Here is a 19,568-nt window from a genome sequence, read left to right as displayed (position 1 = left end):
AGCCAGGGCCCGGCCACCGGCGACGACGGGACCCCCGACTACCACGACGAGGGCATCCTGTCCTCCGGCGCCTCCGGTGAGCCCGCGGCGAACACGCCGTTCCCGCCGTACTACGGCCTGGCCATGGTGGGCAGGGCCGGATCGCCCGGCGACACCCTGGTCAAGGCGTCCTCGTCCAGCTCGCTGCTCTCCGCGCACGCGGTGAAGACCTCGAGCGGCGTCAACGTGGTGCTGATCAACAAGGACCTGAACAACTCCACGACGGTGTCGCTGTCCTACTCGGGCTTCTCCCCCGGCAACGCGGCGACCGTGGTGCAGTGGCGCAAGGGCGCCACCTCGATCAGCACGAGCGGCGCGTCGTCGGCCACCTCGATCACGCTCCCGCCGTACTCGGTCACCGTGCTCAAGGCGAGCGGCGGCGGCACGTCGTCGCCGTCCCCGTCGCCCTCCCCGTCAACCTCGCCGTCCGCCTCTCCCTCGCCGTCCCCGTCTCCGTCGGTCTCGCCGTCCGTCTCGCCGTCGGCCTCCCCCAACCCGGGCCAGGGCTGCACGGCGACGTACACGGTGACGAACTCCTGGCCCGGCGGGTTCCAGGCCGAGGTGACGGTGAAGAACACCCGGACCACCCCGATCTCCGGCTGGACCGCCGGCTGGACGTACCGCAACGGCCAGACGATCAGCTCCTCCTGGAACGCCACGGTGTCCCAGTCGGGAGCCGCGGTCACCGCGAAGAACGTGAACTACAACGGCTCCCTGGCGGCCGGCGCCTCCACGTCGTTCGGCTTCACCGGCAACGCGACCGGCGCGAACGACGTGCCCTCGCCGGTCACCTGCTCCGCGAGTTAGACCCTCTCGCCGTGCCCCGCCCGCACGAACGCGGGCGGGGCACGGGTGCGGGACGGCGGCGGCATGACTCCGGTCATGGTCGTCATGGTCCCGATGGCGGGTTGCATCCGCACCGTGGCGATCTAGGGTCGGAGCATGGCGGGTTTCGACTGGCTTCGGGACGCCGACCGCCCGTTCCTGTTCAACCTCGTGTTCTGGGCGGTGACGGCGGTCATGGCGGCCGGCCTCGTGCAGGCGGTGCTGCTCGGCGTCGGCAGCGTGCTGGAGTACGTGCTCTTCGCCGCCAACCTCGGGCTGGTCGTGGCGCTGTGGCCCATGCTGCCCTGGGACCGGGCGGAGGGCCGCCGCTGGGCGGCCCCGCTGTTCCTCGTGGCGACCACCATGCTGGGCATCAGCGGCGCCTACAGCACCCAGCTCCCCCTGATCCTCATCGCCGTCGCCAATCTGGCCTTCATCTACAGCATGCGGGCCGCGACGGTCATCCTGTCCTGCCTCGCGGTGGTGATGTTCGCCGCGGTCCCCCTGATCTTCCACAAGACCGTGCTCGACGGCCTGCAGGAGATGGGCCTCGGCGCGGTGCTGGCGGCGTTCGTGCTGGGCATGACGTCCTCCACGCTGGCGGCGCGGCGCAGCCGGGAGGAGGCGCGGGGGCTGCTCGAACGGATCAGGGAGCTGGCCGTCGCCGAGGAGCGGGCGAGGATGGCGTCGGAGATGCACGACTCCGTCGGCCATCACCTGACCGTCATAAAGATGGGCCTGGAGAACGCCGAACGCTTCCGGGAGCGCCGCCCCGACGCCGCCTGGGAGGAGGTCCGCCAGGCCAAGGAGCTCACGGTCGAGGCGCTGGCCGACGCCCGGCGCTGGGTGCGCGCGCTGCGCCCGCTCGCGCTGGACGGCCGGGTGGGCAGCGCCGCGCTCGAACGGCTCGCGGCGTCGTTCGACGGCACCGGCATCAGCGTGCGGTTCGAGGTGCGGGGCGAGGAACGGCTCCTGACGCCCGACGTCGAGCTCGTCCTCTACCGGGTGCTGCAGGAGGGGCTCACCAACGCGCTGCGGCACGCCGGGGCCGAGCACGTGCGGGGCACGCTCACCTTCGGCGACGACCGGGTCGTGCTCGTGGTCAGCGACGACGGGAAGGGCCGGGACGACCGTTCGTCCGGCGGTTTCGGGCTGACCTCGCTGGCGGATCGGGCCAGGGCGCTCGGCGGCACGCTGACCGGCGCCAACGCGACGCGCGGCGGGTTCGAGCTGCGCGCCGAGCTGCCACTCACGGAGGTCGTGGCGTGACGCGGGTCAGGGTGGTGCTGGTCGACGACCAGGCGCTCATGCGGCAGGGGCTGCGCAAGCTGCTGGAGGTCGAGGACGGCGTCGAGGTCGTGGGCGAGGCGGCCGACGGGTACGAGGCGCTGCACGTCGTCGGCGAGTGCCGCCCGCACGTCGCGCTGGTGGACATGCGGATGCCGGGCATGAACGGCGTGGAGCTGATCGCCCGGCTGGCCGCCGAGCATCCGCAGGTGGCCGTCATCGTGCTCAGCACCTTCGACGAGGACGAGTACATCTTCGGCGCGCTGCGCGGCGGCGCGACCGGTTACCTGCTCAAGGACTGCTCGCCCGAGGAACTGGTCGCGGCCGTCCACCGGGTGAGCCGCGGGGAGACGGTGCTGGGCAGCCCGGTGGCCGCCCGGCTGGTCGCCGAGCTGCGGCAGCTTCCGCTGCAGGGCTCGGGCGGCTTCCCCGGGCGGGAGCTGCTGTCGGTGCGCGAGCTGGAGGTGGCGCGGATGGTGGCCGCCGGAGCGGCCAACCGGGAGATCGCCGCGCGCCTGTCGATCAGCGAGGGCACGGTGAAGAACCACGTCTCCAGCGTGCTGCGCAAGCTGGGCCTGCGCGACCGGATCCAGCTCGCCCTGCGGCTTCGATCCTGATCCGGCCGCGCGTCCACCGGGAGGGGCTCACCAGGAGGTGGGCTTGCCCTTCTGGTGGAGCCACACGTCGAAGAACGCCTTCAGGTCCAGGCCCGAGACCTTCTCCGCCGCGCCGACGAAGTCGGCGGTGCTCACGGTGCCGTACCGGTGCTCGGTGGCCCAGTCCTTGACGAGCCTGAAGAAGGCGGTGTCGCCGATCTTGCCGCGGAGCGCGTGCAGCGTCATCGCGCCCCGGTTGTACGGCACGTTGCCGAACATGTCCTCCGGGCCGGGATCGGCCGTGACGATCTGCCAGAACGACGAGGTCGCCGCGCGCCCGTAGTTGCTGGAGCTGTTGAACGTCTGCTGCGCCGTGGCGCCGCCGCTGTGCTCGGTCCACAGCCAGGTCGCGTACGTCGCGAAGCCCTCGTTCAGCCAGATGTCGGACCATCTGCCGAGGGACACGCTGTCGCCGTACCACTGGTGGGCGAGTTCGTGCGCCATCGTGCCCACGCTGGGCGCGCTGGAGAAGATCGGCTTGGTCTGGCTCTCCAGGGCGTACCCGACGTCCGGCGCACGGTCGATGATCGCGCCCGCCGTGTCGAAGGGGTACGGCCCGAAGACGGACGAGAAGTACTCCAGGATGTCGGGGATCCGGGCGACGGCGCCCGCCGACTGCGTCACCAGGCGCGGGTCCACCGCCGTGTAGACGGGGACGCCGCCGGGAGTCGTCGTCTCGGCGACGACGAAGTTCCCCAGGGTCACCGTGGCGAGGTAGGTCGCCATCGGCTCCGCCGACTCCCAGACGAACGTGGTCTTCGCGTTCTCGGTCGTCTTGGACGTCAGGCGGCCGTTGCCGACGACCGTGACGCCCTCGGGGACCGTCGCGCGGAAGGTGAACGTCGCCTTGTCCTTCGGGCTGTCGTTGGACGGCAGCCACGCCGGGGCGCCCTGCGGCTCGCCCGGCACGAACACGCCGTCGTCCGTCGGCACCCAGCCCTCGATCGACTCGTCCGGGTCGGTGATGACCGGCGGGGTCCCCTTGTACGCCACCGTGACGGTGAAGGTCTCCCCCGTCTTGAGCTTCGGCCGCGGGGTGATCACGAGTTCCTGCCCGTCCCGGCGGAACGCGGCCGGGTGCTTGCCGACCTTCAGGGACGTGATCTCCGGACCGCGGAAGTCGAGGTCGAACCGATCGAGGTCCTGGGTGGCGACGGCGGTGATCACCGTCGTGGCGTCCATGATCTTGGTGGCGGGGTCGTACGCGAAGGTGACGTCGTAGTGCCGCACGTCGAACCCGCCGTTGCCCTGGTCGGGGAAGTACGGGTCGCCGAGCGAGGGGGCGCCGGCGGAGTAGCGGGGCTCCCCGGGGTTTCCGGGCGCCGCGAGGGAGGCGGTCGCCTGGGTCGCGGTGAGCAGCGCGGCCGCGAGCGCCGCGCCGCCGAACCGCGCCGCCCGGCGGGTACGAGGCGATGTCATAGGGCTCCTCGTCATGGGGCTCCTTTCGATGGTTCCGGCAGCGCCGGGCGGCCGGAGACCGGCCGCCCGGCGGAAGGACGCGTGTGACGCCGCAGGGGGATTGTGCGGGATGGATCAGGCGACGACGGAGCGGAGCGGGATGCCCGCCGCGCCGAGGTCCCGGACCAGGTCGCGGACGAAGGGGTGTTCGTCGGCCGCCAGCCCGTCCGGGTTCGGGATCGTGACGTACGCCGAGTCTCCCGCCGTCGCCGTGCTCGCCGCGCCGGTGTACCGGGCCACCACGACCTGGGTCCGGGCGAGGTCGGCGGCGGCCACCTCGATCACGATCGGACGCCACTCGCCGCCCAGGTTGGGCGGTTCCTCCGCCTTCGTCGCGGCGGCGCGCAGCGACTCCGCCGGCGACTGGGCCTGCCCCGGCGTCGGCGCCGCGAGCGCGCGCCGCTGTGCGGCGGGCGCCCCGGCCGGGTAGAGCAGCGCGTTCGCGAGGAGGTGGATGCCGTTCTCGTTGTACGCCCGGAACAGCGGGTTGTAGGCGAACAGCACGGCGTGCCCGGCGCCGTTCGGCTCGTCCACGAGCGAGGCCGTGCCCTTGAGCGTCTCGGCTCCCACGGTGTAGCCGTTGGACCAGAACGTGTCGCCGGACGGATAGGTGAGCACGTTCACGCCGGTCTGGCTCGGGTTCAGGATCGGGTCGCCGTTGTTGAACTGGAAGTCCTCGGCGGGACGGCCGAGCGCGACCGGGCTGCCCGCGCTCACGTCGACCCGGAAGTGCGAGCCGATGACCTGGTAGCCGGTCGGCTTGGCCTTCTCGGTGGTGGAGGTGAGGCCCGCCGCCCGGGCGACCCGGGTGCCCTCGTTGCGCAGCCCGACGTACGTGCCGCCCGCGGCCACCCACTGCCGGAGGTTGGCCAGGCCCTGCGCGGTCAGCCCGCCGTTGGAGCTGCTGCCGTCCGGCACGAGCAGGACGGTCCGCCCGGTGAAGGCCGGGGTGTTGCCGTTGACGTCGGCGGTGGTGACCGGCGTGAGGTCCAGGCCCCAGCGGGCCCCGAGCACGTACCGCGCCTCGCCGTACGAACCGGAGGTCGTCGAGACGCCGGTGCCGGCGAACAGGCCGACGTCGGGCGTGCGCAGCGCGGGGCCGGAGACCTGCCCGGGCCGGCCCTCCACGGTGACGCCGAGCGATTCGGCCAGCTCGTCCAGCTCGTCGCGGCCGATCGCGGTGAGAGGCAGGCCGACGAGCCCGCTCCTGGTGTCGCGCGTCAGCGGGATTCCCTTGGCGAGCAGCCGGAAGGTCAGCTCCGACGCGGCGGCCGAGTCCATCGGGTAGGTGTAGGACCCGCCGCGCTGCGCCCCGAAGGCCACGCCGCCGTCGATGTCCCTGACGAGGTCGGCCTTCGGCGACACCACGTCACCGGTGGTGATGGTGTCCACCCCCGCGAGCAGCGGGTTGCTCCACGAGGAGACGTCGTAGAAGTACGGGAACGGGACGTACGGGTCCTCGCCCATCACCGCCTGGATCCAGTGCTTCTGCGGCTGGTCCATCGGGATCCAGTAGGCGCCCTCGGGCACGGTCACGTCGCGCGCCGTGCGCCCGCCGAACACGTGGGCGGTCGGCACCTCAACGGGCTTCTTCACCCGGTAGACCTCGACGTCCATGCGGCGGAGCCGCTGGACGAGCCTGCGTACGTCGCCGAGCTGCCGGCCGGGCAGCAGGAAGTACGACCGGATGGTGATGTCGGGCACGGGGAACCGGACCGTGTTGGCGGGCTGGACGACCTCGTTCGGCTCCAGGGCGCCGGCGGCGCCCTCGGCGAGCGCGGTCCGCCAGATCGAGAAGTAGCCGTCCAGGACCTCGCGCCGGTTGTCGGCGGCCCAACCGGTCGTCGCCCACTGGGTGTTGAACTGCTGCTGCACCCGGTCCTCGACGGCCGACGTGCTGCCCTTCTCGAACGTCATGCCGGCGGCGCCGAAGCCGGCGGCCGGGACGCTGTCGCCGTACCCCATGTAGAACAGGTCGTACGTCGCGTAGTTGAAGTAGCACTCGGTGGTGACCGCGCCGCCGCACGCGCCGTTGTAGCCGAAGCCCGCGGCGTTCGCCGCGCCGATGCGGTTGATCCAGTTCACCGGCTGGTCGGCGATCTCGTGGTGGATCGGGTCGGCGTTGGGCGGGAAGAAGTACTGCCGCCCGCCCATCTCGTGCGCGTCGACGAAGACCTGCGGCGGATACGCCCGCAGCATGTCGATCTTGGCGTCGGTCTCCGGCTGGGTGCGGGCGAACCAGTCCCGGTTGAGGTCGAACCCGTAGTCGTTCTGCCTGCGGTTCGCGTCGCGGCCGTCCGGGTTCTGGGTCGGCACGATGACCGTGAGCAGGTTGTCGTTGCGCTTGGCCACGTCGCAGGACAGGCCGGCGGCCAGTTCGTACAGGGTCTTGAGCGCCGCGTCGGCGCCGCTCTTCTCACCGCCGTGCACGTTGCCCGCGATCCAGACGATGGCGGGCGCCTCCTCGGCGATCCGGGTGGCCTTGTCCGCCCGCAGCGTCCTCGGGTCGCGCAGCGAACGGATCTGGTCGGTGATCTTCTTCAGCTGTCCCGGGACCACGTGGCGGGCGTCGGACACGATGGCGTAGGGCAGGCCCTGGCCGGACACGCTGCGCGCCATCGTGCCGGTGACCACCCGGTCCGAGGCGCGGCCGACGGCCTCCACGTACCTCGTGATCTCTTCGGTCGTGAGCACCCGGGGCTGTCCCTTGCCCAGCGGGAAGCCGAAGAACTGCTCGGGGGTGGGCACCTGGTCCAGGTGCGCGCTGGAATCGCCGCACGGAGCGGGGGTCTTCTTCCCGGCGGCCACGGCCGGATCGGCCTGCGCGGGTGGGACCGGCGTCAGCGCGAGCGCGGCCGACACCAGGACCGCGGCGCCGAGCGCCATGCCGTAGGGGGATCTTCCGCACGTGGTCGTGCGCAACCGCATTTCGCCTCCAGGCGGGGGACGGGTCGTCTCGGGGGAGGTCCGTCCGGGAAACGACAAAGTCACTGCGGACAGTATTGGAGGGGAATAAACCGGACAAGACTGGCGAGATGTGTCGAAAATGTCACGAGACAATGAGAGAAAGTGTGAGATAAGGCGTTCTCGCAGGTCAGCACAATCCAAGCCAACCGAATTCGCCTTTTATAACGCGCCATAACGACTGGGCATCGGGTTCGCGCGCCGGAGGGCGGGCGGCGGTGGCGAGCCGTGCGCGCGTCCCCGCCCCTGTCCGGTCTTCCGAAGTGCCCGCCGTCGCCGGGATTTTCGGCACGGCGGACGGCCGGGCGCCCGCCTGTGGGACCATTCAGGGGGTTTCGAGGAGGGGCGGGTGGACGAAGAGCGTCGGGTGGCGGGCAGATATCGCCTGCTCGAACCGATCGGCCGCGGGGGCATGGGCGTCGTCTGGCGTGCCCATGACGACCTGCTCGACCGTACGGTGGCCGTGAAAGAGGTGCTCTACCATCCCACCTCGGAAGAGGACCGGGACACGTTCAACCGCCGGACGATCCGCGAGGCGCGGGCGGCGGGCCGTATCGACCATCCCAACGTCGTCGTCGTGCACGACGTCATCGAGGAGGACGGCCGGCCCTGGATCGTGATGCAACTCGTCCAGTCGCGCTCCCTCGGCCAGGCGCTGCGCGACCAGGGACCGCTCCCGCCCGGCCGGGTGGCCGCCATCGGCCTGCAGGTCCTCGACGCGCTGTGCACCGCGCACGCCGCCGGAGTGCTGCACCGGGACGTGAAGCCGGAGAACGTGCTGCTCAGCGGGGAGACCCGGGTCGTGCTCACCGACTTCGGCATCGCGACCATGCCGGAGGAGACCGCGCTGACCATGACCGGCGGCATCACCGGCACTCCCGCCTTCCTGCCGCCCGAGCGGCTCAACGGCTATCCCGCGACCCCCGAGTCCGACCTGTGGTCCCTCGGCGCGACGCTGTACGCCGCGGTGGAGGGCAGGACGCCGTTCGACCGCAACTCGGCGGTGGCCACGATGGCGGCCGTGCTGCACGACGATCCCGCGCCGCCCCTGCGGGCGGGGGCCCTCACGCCCGTGCTCGAAGGCCTGCTGCGCAAGGACCCGGCCCACCGCATCTCCCCGGCCGAGACCGCCGCCCTGCTCAACGCCGCCATCGCGGCCGGCCCGGGACCGGCGGCCGCCGCGCCCCCGCCCGGCTCCTGGCAGCCGAACCCGTCCGGGCCGCAGCAGCCGCCGAGCGGTTCCTGGCAGCCTGCGCCCTCCGGATCGCCGCCGCCCGGTGGCGGCCACTGGCAGACAAGCGCGCCCACTCCGGGACAGCCGTCCGGTGCGCACTGGCAGCAGACGCCGCCGGGAGCCCAGCCGTACGGCGGCTCCTGGCAGAGCGTGCCGCAGGGTCCGGGGCAGCCTGCGGGTCAGCCTCCAGGGCAGCCCGGCCCCGGCGCGTACGGCGCGGCCGCAACACACCCCCCGCACTCCCTCCCCCCTGCTCCGGGACAGTCCGGCGCGCGGCGCGGCCCGGCGGGCAAGGTGGCCCTGCTGGTCCTGCTCCCGGTGCTGATCGTGGGCGTCGTGGCGGGCGGGTGGTACGGCTATCAGACGCTCGTCGCGGGGCAGGTCGGCCGGGACTCCGCGTCGGCCTCCGAGAACGGCACCGGCAACGACACCGGGAACGGCACCACTGGGGACTCCACGGGCGACTCCACGTCGGACGGCACCGGCGAGCCGAGTCCCTACACCGGGCCGTCCTCCGGATCTCCGTCGCCCGAGCAGTCCGAGGAGCCGTCAGAGGAGCCGTCCAAAGAGCCGTCTTCGCGGCCGGCCGCCACGCTGCCCGCCGGCTGGCGGACCCACCGCGACCCGCTGGGCTTCACGATCGGCCTGCCCTCCGGCTGGACCCCGTACGGCAGGGAGGCCACGCGGGTGCGCTTCCACGCCCCGAACGGCCGGGACTACCTGCAGGTGGACCTGACCCCCTGGGAGACCGACGACCCGGTCAGCGCCGTGCGCACGGTCGAGGAGGCCTCGACCGAGAAGGGATACCTGCGCGGCTACGAACGCATCGGCATCACACCGGGCACCTACCTGGGCGTGCCCTCCGCCGACTGGGAGTTCACCCACACGGTCAGCAGCGGGAAGGTGCGGGTGCTCGACCGCGCCTTCCGGCTCGCCGACGGCCGGTGTGTCGCCCTCTACTGGCAGGTGAGCGACGCCCGCTGGACTTCCGGGTTGTCATACTTCAAGGCCTTCGCCCGCACCTTCCAGCCCGGATGACGATCCAGCCGACGCGTACCGGCCAAAGCCTTTTGTCCCAGAAAGGTAACGATGTCGCATGCGTTCCCCCAACCGGGGTAGCGCGACAACCATGGCTGATGCGCAGACCTCCGAACGTGTCGTGGCAGGACGCTATCGCCTGATCGAGCCGCTGGGGCGGGGCGGCATGGGCACCGTGTGGCGCGCGGTCGACCAGGTGCTCGAACGCGAGGTCGCCGTCAAGGAACTGCACCAGTCCGCCGAGATGACCGGGACGGAACGGGACGTCTTCACGATCCGGACCTTCCGGGAGGCCAGGACGGCCGGACGGCTCAGTCATCCGAACGTGGCGGCGGTGTACGACGCCTTCGAGGAGGGCGGCTACCCCTGGATCGTGCTGGAACTGGTGCCGTCCCGGACGCTGGGGTCGGTCATCCGCGACGAGGGACCGCTCCCGCCGCGCCGGGTGGCGGAGATCGGCGCGCAGGTGCTGGCCGGGCTGCGGGTCGCCCACGCGAACGGGGTGCTGCACCGAGACGTGAAGCCCGACAACGTCCTGCTCGCCGAGGACGGCCGGGTCGTGCTGACCGACTTCGGCATCGCGGCGATGGAGGACGACTCCCCCGTCACCCGCACCGGCATGCTCGTGGGAACGCCGGCGTTCATCGCCCCCGAACGGGCGGCGGGACGGCAGGCGCAGCGGGCGTCCGACCTCTGGTCCCTCGGGGTGACGTTGTTCCTGGCGGTGGAGGGACACTCGCCGTTCAACCGGGGTCACGCGCTCGCGACGCTGGCCGCGGTGATGTACGAGGAGGCCGGCCCCATGCACAGGGCCGGGCCGCTGGCCCCGGTCATCGCGGGGCTCCTGGTCAAGGACCCCGATGTCAGGATGACGGCCGACCTGGCGATGCAGCACCTGCACGCGGTGGCCACCGGGCTGGTGTCCGACCCGGTGGTGCCGCGTCCCCGGCAGCCGCCGCGTCTCGCCCGGTTCGTGCCGCTGTTCCAACAGGGCGAGGCGACCGCTCCGGCCCCCGTTCCCCTGTCCGGGCCCACGCCCCTGCCCGCGTCCGTACCGGCATCCGTGCCCGCGCCGGGCGCCGGTCGCACTCCCACCCCCGCGCCGGTCACCGCGCCGGCTCCGGCGGGCCCGCGCCGCAGGCCCTGGGCGGTGGCGGTCGGAACGGGCGCGCTCGTCGCCCTGGTCGGTGTCGCCGCGGGCGCGGCGGCGTTCGCGACCGCCCGGACCGCGGCCGACCCCCGGGGGACCGCCGTCGTCAGCGTGCCCACCGTGACCGTCTTCGCGACCAAGACCGCCAAGCCCGTGCCCGACAAGGACAGGGTCCTGGAGGCCGCCGACGGCGGCGGAAGCGGCGCCTCCGGCCGTACGGCGGCCAGGCCGGTCGCGAACTCCAGGGCCGGATCCTACGGCGGCGACGGGCGGCGGGCGCAGGAGAGCCGCGGCAGGAGTACGGAGAGGTCCGCGCCGAAGGCGAAGAACCAGGCGGAGCCCGGCGGTAAGGCCAAGGCCCCAAAAGGCAAGCCCGCCGCGGCGGGTCCCGGCACGCGGAAGCCCGCCAAGGGCCAGAACTCCGGCGCGGCCCAGTCGCCCACCGGCAAGGGAAACCAGGGCAAGGGAAACTCGGGAAATCCGGGAAACCAGGGCACGGGCAAGCAGGGAAAGGGAAAGGGCACCGGTGACCCGGCCGGGGCGGGCGACGCCACCGGAGACTTCCCGGACGGCTACACCCAGCCGGAGATCGACTGGAACGCCTGAGCGACGCGGGCCGCTCAGCCCTCGTCGCCGAGGATCTCCAGCGCGCGGCCCAGGTCGTCGGGGTAGTCGCTGGTGAACGTCATCCACTCCCCCGTCGCCGGGTGCTCGAACGACAGCGAGACCGCGTGCAGCCACTGCCGCCGCACGCCCAGGCGGGCGGCCAGGGTGGGATCGGCGCCGTAGAGCAGGTCGCCGACGCACGGATGCCTGAGCGCGGCCATGTGGACCCGGATCTGATGGGTCCGGCCCGTCTCCAGCTTGATGTCGAGCAGCGACGCCGCCCGGAACGCCTCGATCGTGTCGTAGTGCGTGACCGAGTCCTTGCCGCCGGCCACCACCGCGAAGCGTCCGTCACCTGAGGGGTGCCGGTCGATGGGGGCGTCCACCGTGCCCCGCAGCGGGTCCATGTGCCCCTGGACGAGCGCGTGGTAGCGCTTGTCGACCGTGCGTTCCTTGAAGGCCCGCTTGAGGTGCGTGTAGGCCCGCTCGCTCTTGGCGACGACCATGACGCCGGTGGTGTTGGCGTCCAGCCGGTGGACGATGCCCTGCCGCTCGGCCGCGCCGCTGGTGGAGACGCGATGGCCGCCGCCGAGCAGTCCGCCGATCACGGTCGGGCCGGTCCAGCCGACCGTGGGGTGCGCCGCCACCCCGATCGGCTTGCTCACCACGACGACGTCGTCGTCCTCGTACAGGATCGTCATGCCGGGCACCGGCTCGGCCACGGGCATCGGGGCGGCGGGTGGTGGCGGGATCGTGACGTCCAGCCAGGCGCCGGCGTGGACGCGGTCGGACTTCGCCGGGACCGCGCCGTCGACCAGCACCTCCCCGGCGGCGATCAACTCGGCCGCGCGGGTGCGGGAGAAGCCGAACAACCGGGCCAGGGCCGCGTCGAGGCGCTCGCCCTCCAGCCCGTCGGGAACCGGCAGACTGCGGCGGTCACCCATCGGCCCGCTCCCTCGACCGGTCCCCCGCCTGCTCCCGGGTCTGCTCCAGGGTCTGCTCAGGGACCTCGCCCCGGGCCTCCGCACGGCTCTCGTGCCCGGCCGGTTCCGCCGCCTGCTCCGCACCGGAACCGGAGGTCTCCTCCTCCGTCTGGCGGGTGCCGTCGATCTGGTAGCCGCGCCAGGCCAGGAACACCGCGAGCACGCCGCCACAGACGATCGCGGAGTCCGCGACGTTGAACACCGGGAACCGGGTGACGGGGAACGCCTGGATGAAGTCGACCACGTGCCCCTGGAACGGCGCCGGCGACCGGAAGATCCGGTCGGTCAGGTTGCCGACGGCCCCGCCGAGCAGCAGCCCGAGCGTGATCGCCCAGGGCAGGCTGCGCAGCTGCCGGGCCGTACGGACGATCGCGACGACGACGGTCAGCGCGATCACCGTGAACACGATCGTCATGCCGGTGCCGATGCTGAAGGCGGCGCCGGCGTTGCGGATCACGGTCAGGACGAGCGCGCCGGGAACGACGGTCAGGGGCTCCTCGTGCTCCAGGAACTTCACCACGAGGAACTTGCTGACCTGGTCGAGCGCGTAGATCACCGTGGCCACGACGACGAGGAGGGCGATCCTCCGCGCCCGGTTGCCGGGCCTCGCCGGGCCGGCGCCGCTCAGCGGCGCTCCTCCCGCTGCTTGCACGCTACGCACAGCGTCGCCCTCGGGAACGCCCGCAGGCGCTCCTTGCCGATCGGCTTGTGGCACGATTCGCACTCTCCGTATGTCCCTGCGTCGACGCGGGCGATCGCCCGCTCGTTCTGCGCGAGCAGGTCGCGCGCATTCAGGGTAAGGGCGATCTCGCGCTCACGCTCATAGGTCTTGGCGCCGGCGTCGGCCGGATCGTCTCCCGCGCCCTGGCTCACGTCCCCCGAGGCGAGCTGCTCCTCCGCCCTGGCGATGTCGGCGCGCAGCTCCCCGATCTCGTGCCGCAGCCGCTCGCGGACACCGGCGAGCTCCTCGTCGGACCAGACGTCGTCGCTGATGGCGGTTCTCGCCGTGCGGGTCGTCATTGCGGGCCTCCCCTTCGCGCAGGAGCACTTCGGCCAGGTCCGGGAAGCATAGGTCGCCGATAACGGATCGGCAACGGGCTCGCCGAGGCTTTTACCCCATCCGTACCAGGATGGCGCGTTCGGCCAGCTCCTCCCCGTCGCCCCATTTTTGTTCCTCCCACGTATTCCCGCCCCGGGCCGGATCTCACCCGGGTGTCGCCCGCCGTCGCCGGGGCGCCGTCCGCATATCGGGAAGCCCCTGCGGCCGGTCCGCGTTATCCTCGTAGTCTGCAAGGCGTTGATGGGGACGAGTACCTCCGCATCCGCCCGCTCAGCGACCCGGGGACGGTGTGAGCCCGGGGCGGGCCGCGGTGGGAAGATCACCCCGGAGCCGCCGGAAGAAAGGCCATCGGCCCAGTAGAACCGGCAGCGGCAACGAAACGAGAGGGCGTCCGGCAGCGGGCGCCAAGAAGGGTGGTACCGCGGAGCCGTCCCCGGCTTCGTCCCTTCACGCGTGAACCAGCTCTGTCAGCCACCGCGTGGAGGTCACACCCGACGATGTCTTCCCACTACTTCCGCTCACTTCCCGCGCAGGTCGACCTGCCGGCCCTCGAACGAGAGGTCCTCGAACGCTGGCGGGACGGGAAGATCTTCGAGCGTTCGCTGGAACAGAACGCCGCCGGACCTTCCTGGGTGTTCTACGAGGGCCCGCCCACGGCCAACGGCATGCCGGGCGTCCACCACGTCGAGGCCCGGGTCTTCAAGGACGTCTTCCCCCGCTACAAGTCGATGCGCGGCTACCACGTGCCCCGTAAGGCCGGCTGGGACTGCCACGGCCTGCCCGTCGAGGTCGCCGTGGAGAAGGAACTCGGCCTGTCCGGCAAGCCGGAGATCGAGGCGTACGGCATCGCCGAGTTCAACGAACGCTGCCGCGAGTCGGTGCTCCGGCACGTGGACGCGTTCGAGGAGATGACCGAGCGCATGGGCTACTGGGTCGACATGTCCCAGGCCTACCGCACCATGGACCCCCAGTACGTCGAGGCCGTGTGGTGGTCGCTCAAGGTCGTCTGGGACAAGAACCTGCTGTTCCGCGACCACCGGATCACGCCCTACTGCCCCCGCTGCGGCACGGGCCTGTCCGACCACGAGCTCGGCCAGCCCGGCGGCTACGAGACCGTCTCCAGCCCGTCGGTGTACGTCCGGATGCCCGTCGTCTCCGGCCCCCTGGCCGACCTGGGCGCCACTCTGCTGATCTGGACCACCACCCCCTGGACCCTGGTGTCCAACACCGCCGTCGCCGTGCACCCCGACGTGACGTACGTCGCGGCCCGGCGCGGTGACGAGGTGCTCGTGGTGGCCGAGCCGCTGCTGCGGCGGGTCCTCGGCGAGGACGCCGAGGTGCTGGCCAGCTATCAGGGCTCGGAACTGGAGCACACCGCCTACCGGCGGCCCTTCGACCTGGTGGACATCGAGAACGCCCACTACGTCGTGCTCGGCACGTACGTCACGGTCGAGGACGGCACCGGCCTGGTCCACCAGGCGCCGGCCTTCGGCGCCGACGACATGGCCGTCTGCAAGCGGTACGGCCTGCCGGTCGTCAACCCGATCGGCCCCGACGGGCGCTTCGCGCCGGACGTGCCGTTCGTGGGCGGGCTGTTCTTCAAGGACGCCGACGAGCCGCTGACGGAGAACCTGCGCGAGCGCGGCCTGCTGTTCCGCGGCGAGCACTTCGAGCACAGCTACCCGCACTGCTGGCGCTGCCACACCCCGCTGCTCTACTACGCGCTCCCCTCCTGGTACATCAGGACCACCGCGGTCAAGGACCGGCTCCTCGCCGAGAACGAGCGCACGAACTGGTTCCCCGAGACGATCAAGCACGGCCGGTACGGCGAGTGGCTCCGCAACAACGTCGACTGGGCGCTGTCGCGGTCCCGCTACTGGGGCACGCCGCTGCCGCTGTGGGTCTGCTCGCAGGACGAGGACCACGTCACGTGCGTCGGCTCGCTGAAGGAGCTGGGCGAGCTGGCGGGCCGCGACCTCACCGCCCTCGACCCGCACCGCCCGTTCGTCGACGACGTGTCCTTCCCCTGCCCGACATGTCAGGCGGAGGCGCGCCGGGTGCCGGACGTGATCGACGTCTGGTACGACTCGGGCGCCATGCCGTTCGCCCAGTGGGGCGCGCCGCTGGTCAACGAGGACGTCTTCGAGAAGTCCTACCCGGGTCAGTTCATCTGCGAGGCGATCGACCAGACCCGCGGCTGGTTCTACTCGATGATGGCCGTCGGCACGCTGGTCTTCGACCGCTCGTCGTACGAGAACGTGCTGTGCCTCGGGCTGATCCTCGCCGAGGACGGCCGCAAGATGAGCAAGCACCTCGGCAACGTGCTGCGGCCGATGCCGCTGATGGACCAGCACGGCGCCGACTCACTGCGCTGGTACATGGCCACGTCCGGCTCCCCCTGGGCGCCCCGGCGGATCGGCCACGCCGCGCTGGAGGAGATCGTCCGCAAGGTCCTGCTGACCTACTGGAACACCGCGTCGTTCTTCACCCTCTACGCCAACGCCGAGTCGTGGTCGCCCACCCGGGTGGCCGACGCGCCGGCGTACGCCGACCGGCCGCTGATCGACCGGTGGGCGCTGGCGGAGCTGCACCGTACGGTGACCGAGGTCACCGCCTCGCTGGAGGAGTTCGACACGGCCCGCGCCGGGCGGCGGCTCACCGAGTTCCTGGACGACCTGTCCAACTGGTACGTCCGCCGCTCGCGCCGCCGCTTCTGGACGGGCGAGGCCGCGGCCTTCGCGACGCTGTACGAGTGCCTGGAGACGGTCACCCGGCTCATGGCCCCGCTCGTGCCGTTCCTCACCGACTACCTGTGGGACGCGCTGCGCGGCCCGGACGCCCCGGCCTCGGTGCACCTGGCGTCCTGGCCGGAGGCGAACGCGGCGCTGCTCGACCCCGAGCTGTCGGAGCGGATGGCGCTGGTGCGCCGGCTCGTGGAGCTGGGCCGGTCGGCCCGCGCCTCCTCCTCGGTCAAGACCCGCCAGCCGCTCGGGCGGGCACTGGTCGGGGCCCCGGGCTGGGCCGCGCTCCCCGGCGAGCTGCGCGAGCTGATCGCCGACGAGCTGAACGTCCAGCGGCTGGAGGACCTGTCCGACTTCTCCGCCGACCTGGTGACGTTCACGGTCAAGCCGAACTTCCGCAGCCTCGGCAAGCGGTTCGGCTCGCAGACCAAGCTCGTGGCCTCCGCCGTGTCGGCGGCCGAACCGGCGGGGCTGGCCCGTGCGCTGCGCTCGGGCGGATCGGCCGTGGTCGAGGCCGGAGAGCTGGGCACGGTGGAGCTCGGCCCGGACGACGTGATCGTCACCGAGCAGCCCCGGACGGGCTGGGCCGTGGAGACCGGGGCGGTCGACACCGGCACCGGCGAGACCGTGGCGCTCGACCTGACGATCACCGACGAGCTGCGCCGGGCGGGCCTGGTGCGCGACGTGATCCGGCTCGTCCAGGAGGCCCGAAAGTCCACCGGCCTGTCCATCACCGACCGCATCGACCTGTGGTGGTCGGCGGACGGCGAGCTCGCCGGGGCGCTGCGCGAGAGCGGGGCGGCCGTCGCCGAGGAGGTGCTGGCGGCGAGCATGACCGAGATCACCGCGGACGGGGACGGTCCGGACGAGGACCTGCCGGCCCACGAGGACGCCGACCTCGGCCTGTCCTTCCGCCTGCGCAGGGCCTGACAAGCGGCGCCTGCACGACAGACGGCGAGGGGCCGGTCGGACTCATCCGACCGGCCCCATCGTCCGTGAGGATCAGCCGCCCTGGCAGACCGAACAGGGGGTGAGGCCGGACGACTCGGCCTCGGCCCGCGTCATGGTCTCCACACCGCTGTCGTCCATCCCGCTGACCAGGGGGCATTCGGCGCTGTGGAAGCGCCGCGTGCCGACCATCACCCGCACCCGAGCGCCCCCGGCCTCGTCCGGGCCCGCGGCCGGCTTTACCGGGCGAACGGCGCCGGCGGCGTCGTCGTCGGCGCTGTCGGCACCGTCAGCATTTCCGGCGCTGTCGGTTCTGCCAGCACGGTCGGCACGGTCGGTTCTGCCGGCGCTGTCGGTTCTGCCGACACGGTCGGCCCGCGCACCTGCCGTGCCCTTTTCTGCCGCGCCACCGCTCTTGCCCGCACCGCCACGTGTGTCACGTGTGCCTGTGCCGCCGTCGGCCGCTGCCGAGGTGGCACCCGCGTCGCTTTCAGGCGCGGCGTCCGCCGGATTCGAGGTGGTGGGACCGGCGGAGGCCTCGAACCCGGCGCGCCCGGATTCGGTGGCCTCCGCCGGCTCCACCGGCTTCTTGCCCGGTGCCTTGGCCGCGCCCGGCTGGGCGGAACGGGAGGAAGCGCTCTCCCCCGGGTCCTCGTTTTCGGCGGCACCGGCCGGGGCCGGGTCCCAGGGCCGCACCCTGCCTGGCCTGAACCAGTCGTGTTCCGCCGTGTCGGTGATCGACTCGTCCGTCTCGTCGTCGGCCCGGCCGGGTTCGTCCCCGGTGCCGGACGGCGACCAGGACCGTGCGGACCAGGACGACACCGAAGACGCCGACGACCCGGACGACGACGCGGCCACTCCGGACGACCCGGACGTGGACGATCCCGGCGACGGGGTACCGGAGGCCGGGCTCCCGGAGGGCGGGCTCGCGGCGCCGGACGGCTTCGACACGCTCCGGCCGAACCAGTCCACCGGCGTGTGGCCCTCGCCCTCGTTCTCGGTCACGCCTGACGACGTCTCGCGCTTTCCTTCGCGCTTCTCGCCCCGCTCCTCCGGCCCTGCTGCCGTCGAACCGGACGCGGGCGATGAGCTGGTCGAAGAACCGGTGCCAGACGAGGCGGAAGCGGACTTCCCAGTCCCAGAAGACACAGTCCCAGAAGCCGCAGCCCCAGAAGACCCGGTACCAGAAGACACGCTGCCGGAAGACGCGGTGCCAGAGGACGCGCTGCCGGATGCCGTGATGCCGGAGGAGACGGCGCCGGAGGAAACGGCGCTGGATGTCGCAGCCCCGGGTGTCGCAGCCTGGGAAGCCGTGGTGCCGGACGGGCGGGCGGGCCCGGACGGGCGTGATCCCTGCACGCCGGTCTCGGGGAGCCCGGAAACGGGCGGCTTGGGGTCGGCTGCTGCGGAACGGGGAGGCTCCGGGTCGGTTGCGGCGGAGGCCCCTGCGGGGCGGCGGGTCGTCTGGGGTCCGGCTTCGCCGCGCGGAACGCCGGCGCTGATCGTGGCGTCGCCGGCCGCGCTGTCACCGACTGTCACACCGCGCGGGGTGTCGGCGCGGGGAGCGCCGCCGGCCGCACTGCTACCGGCCGCCGCACCACGGGGGGCGTCAGCCCGGAGAGCCGCGTCACCGGCCGCGCTGTCACCGACTGTCACACCGCGCGGGGTGTCGGCGCGGGGAGCGCCGCCGGCCGCACTGCTACCGGCCGCCGTACCACGGGGGGCGTCAGCCCGGAGAGCCGCGTCACCGGCCGCGCTGTCACCGGGGGGTCTCTCACCCCGGGCCGCGCTCTCGTCGGCGGCTTCGCCGGAGGCTGTGTCACCGGGGCCTGCGTCACCGGGGCCTGCGTCACCGGGAGCGGCGTCGCCGGGAGCCGTGTCGCCGCCGGTGGCGCTGTCGCCGGGTGCGGGCTCCTCGGGCTCCGCCGCACGGGCGAAGGTCTCGGGGAGGCAGGTGGTGCAGGGGGTGAAGCCCTCCTCGCGGGCCTCCTCGTAGGTGAGCTCCTCGGTCTCGCGCCCCGCGAGCTGGCGGCAGGTGGCCAGGTGGAAGCGTCTGCGTCCGGGGATCACCAGGACGATCGCGTCGGGGGCGAGGCCGCGGCCCGCGGTGGCCGGCGTCCGGGAGACCGGCGCCGTCCGCTGGGAGGGCTGCGGCGGGAAGGGCTGCGCGGGGAAGGCCTGGGAGGGGAAGGGCTGTGCGGGAAAAGACTGGGGCGGCACAGCCCCGTGATGCGTGACCGGCGGTGCCGCCACCATGGGCGTCGCCACCGGGTGCGCCGGTGCCCCTGCGAGGGTTCCGCCGTACGCCCCGCTCATCGCGCCGACGGGCGCGAGCTGGGGCGTGGTCGAACCCTGGGGGGTGGGAGCGGTCCCCTCGGCGGCACGCCCGCCGGACGGGAACAGCTCGTGGCGCCTCAGCAGTGCCCCGATCAGCAGACAGACCGCCGACAGCACGCTGACGACGATCGACCACATCACTAGAAGGGGCGTCCCCAGCACGACGCCCGCGATGAGCAGGACGATGGCGGCGAGGACCAGTGCGGCACTGATGAGGATCACGGGGGTTCTCCGAGCTACCG

12 protein-coding genes and 1 pseudogene are annotated in these 19,568 nt (G+C 72.5%); 6 read left to right on the top strand and 7 right to left on the bottom strand.

The annotated features are described in order from the left end of the window. Positions 1-275: 275 nt before the first annotated feature. Positions 276-488, bottom strand: a pseudogene (locus HHX37_RS38135) (hypothetical protein); the annotation flags it as partial. Between HHX37_RS38135 and HHX37_RS38130 the strand changes: the two are divergent. The 3 genes from HHX37_RS38130 (at position 400) to HHX37_RS08770 (ending at position 2,768) form a co-directional block, all read left to right on the top strand. Further along, the gene (locus HHX37_RS38130; protein WP_396775365.1) at positions 400-846 is read left to right on the top strand and encodes a cellulose binding domain-containing protein; all 447 of its coding nucleotides are present in this window, start codon (positions 400-402) and stop codon (positions 844-846) included. The pseudogene HHX37_RS38135 and the gene HHX37_RS38130 sit on opposite strands and share 89 nt — an antisense overlap. Before the next feature lie 135 nt (positions 847-981). Then, entirely contained in the window at positions 982-2,133 is a 1,152-nt protein-coding gene (locus HHX37_RS08775) for a sensor histidine kinase (protein WP_111697392.1), read from the top strand. Then, positions 2,130-2,768, top strand: coding sequence for a response regulator (locus HHX37_RS08770; protein WP_182885093.1), 639 nt, complete (start codon positions 2,130-2,132; stop codon positions 2,766-2,768). Before HHX37_RS08775 ends, HHX37_RS08770 begins: the two co-directional genes overlap by 4 nt. Before the next feature lie 27 nt (positions 2,769-2,795). Here the strand turns inward: HHX37_RS08770 and HHX37_RS08765 are convergent, their stop codons facing one another. Both HHX37_RS08765 and HHX37_RS08760 read right to left on the bottom strand, forming a co-directional pair. Continuing rightward, the gene (locus HHX37_RS08765; RefSeq protein WP_182885092.1) at positions 2,796-4,226 is read right to left on the bottom strand and encodes a M1 family metallopeptidase; all 1,431 of its coding nucleotides are present in this window, start codon (positions 4,224-4,226) and stop codon (positions 2,796-2,798) included. A gap of 114 nt (positions 4,227-4,340) precedes the next feature. After that, positions 4,341-7,193 carry a M14 family zinc carboxypeptidase gene (locus HHX37_RS08760; protein ID WP_220502729.1) on the bottom strand — a complete coding sequence of 951 codons (2,853 nt, stop codon included), beginning with the start codon at positions 7,191-7,193 and terminating at the stop codon, positions 4,341-4,343. Between the two features lie 385 nt (positions 7,194-7,578). Between HHX37_RS08760 and HHX37_RS08755 the strand changes: the two genes are divergently transcribed. Beyond that, positions 7,579-9,501 carry a serine/threonine-protein kinase gene (locus tag HHX37_RS08755; protein WP_182885091.1) on the top strand — a complete coding sequence of 641 codons (1,923 nt, stop codon included), beginning with the start codon at positions 7,579-7,581 and terminating at the stop codon, positions 9,499-9,501. 91 nt (positions 9,502-9,592) lie between these two features. After that, on the top strand, positions 9,593-11,257 hold the full coding sequence (locus tag HHX37_RS35550; protein WP_220502728.1) for a serine/threonine-protein kinase: 1,665 nt from the start codon (positions 9,593-9,595) through the stop codon (positions 11,255-11,257). Between the two features lie 14 nt (positions 11,258-11,271). Here the strand turns inward: HHX37_RS35550 and HHX37_RS08745 are convergent, their stop codons facing one another. The 3 genes from HHX37_RS08745 to HHX37_RS08735 are packed head-to-tail and all read right to left on the bottom strand — an operon-like array spanning position 11,272 to position 13,260. Next, entirely contained in the window at positions 11,272-12,201 is a 930-nt protein-coding gene (locus HHX37_RS08745) for an RluA family pseudouridine synthase (protein WP_117410369.1), read from the bottom strand. Then, complete coding sequence (gene lspA / locus HHX37_RS08740) at positions 12,194-12,901, bottom strand: signal peptidase II (RefSeq protein ID WP_310740313.1); 708 nt, start codon at positions 12,899-12,901, stop codon at positions 12,194-12,196. Before lspA ends, HHX37_RS08745 begins: the two co-directional genes overlap by 8 nt. After that, positions 12,865-13,260 (bottom strand): TraR/DksA family transcriptional regulator, encoded by a 396-nt coding sequence (locus HHX37_RS08735; RefSeq protein WP_117410371.1) that lies wholly within the window; start codon positions 13,258-13,260, stop codon positions 12,865-12,867. The genes lspA and HHX37_RS08735 overlap by 37 nt, the downstream gene beginning before the upstream one ends. A gap of 537 nt (positions 13,261-13,797) precedes the next feature. On the opposite strand from HHX37_RS08735, the gene ileS reads away from it, so the two are divergent. Then, positions 13,798-16,971: an isoleucine--tRNA ligase gene (ileS, locus tag HHX37_RS08730; RefSeq protein ID WP_182885089.1), complete on the top strand. Its 3,174-nt coding sequence runs from the start codon at positions 13,798-13,800 to the stop codon at positions 16,969-16,971. Positions 16,972-17,043: 72 nt separating this feature from the next. Here the strand turns inward: ileS and HHX37_RS08725 are convergent, their stop codons facing one another. Next, complete coding sequence (locus HHX37_RS08725) at positions 17,044-19,548, bottom strand: hypothetical protein (RefSeq protein WP_182885088.1); 2,505 nt, start codon at positions 19,546-19,548, stop codon at positions 17,044-17,046. Between the last annotated feature and the right edge of the window lie 20 nt (positions 19,549-19,568).

It is taken from the genome of Microbispora sp. H10885 (assembly GCF_014161415.1).
Lineage (GTDB): Bacteria > Actinomycetota > Actinomycetes > Streptosporangiales > Streptosporangiaceae > Microbispora > Microbispora triticiradicis.
The sequence above is the reverse complement of the archived record's forward strand: the minus strand, read 5'-3'. Positions and strand labels throughout refer to the sequence as shown.

Bases quoted from the DNA above. Each gene is read 5' to 3' on its own strand.
- HHX37_RS08775 (WP_111697392.1), top strand. From the start codon at position 982: ATGGCGGGTTTCGACTGGCTTCGGGACGCCGACCGCCCGTTCCTGTTC.
- HHX37_RS08765 (WP_182885092.1), bottom strand. From the start codon at position 4,226: ATGACATCGCCTCGTACCCGCCGGGCGGCGCGGTTCGGCGGCGCGGCG.
- HHX37_RS08760 (WP_220502729.1), bottom strand. From the start codon at position 7,193: ATGCGGTTGCGCACGACCACGTGCGGAAGATCCCCCTACGGCATGGCG.
- HHX37_RS35550 (WP_220502728.1), top strand. From the start codon at position 9,593: ATGGCTGATGCGCAGACCTCCGAACGTGTCGTGGCAGGACGCTATCGC.
- HHX37_RS08745 (WP_117410369.1), bottom strand. From the start codon at position 12,201: ATGGGTGACCGCCGCAGTCTGCCGGTTCCCGACGGGCTGGAGGGCGAG.
- HHX37_RS08735 (WP_117410371.1), bottom strand. From the start codon at position 13,260: ATGACGACCCGCACGGCGAGAACCGCCATCAGCGACGACGTCTGGTCC.
- ileS (WP_182885089.1), top strand. From the start codon at position 13,798: ATGTCTTCCCACTACTTCCGCTCACTTCCCGCGCAGGTCGACCTGCCG.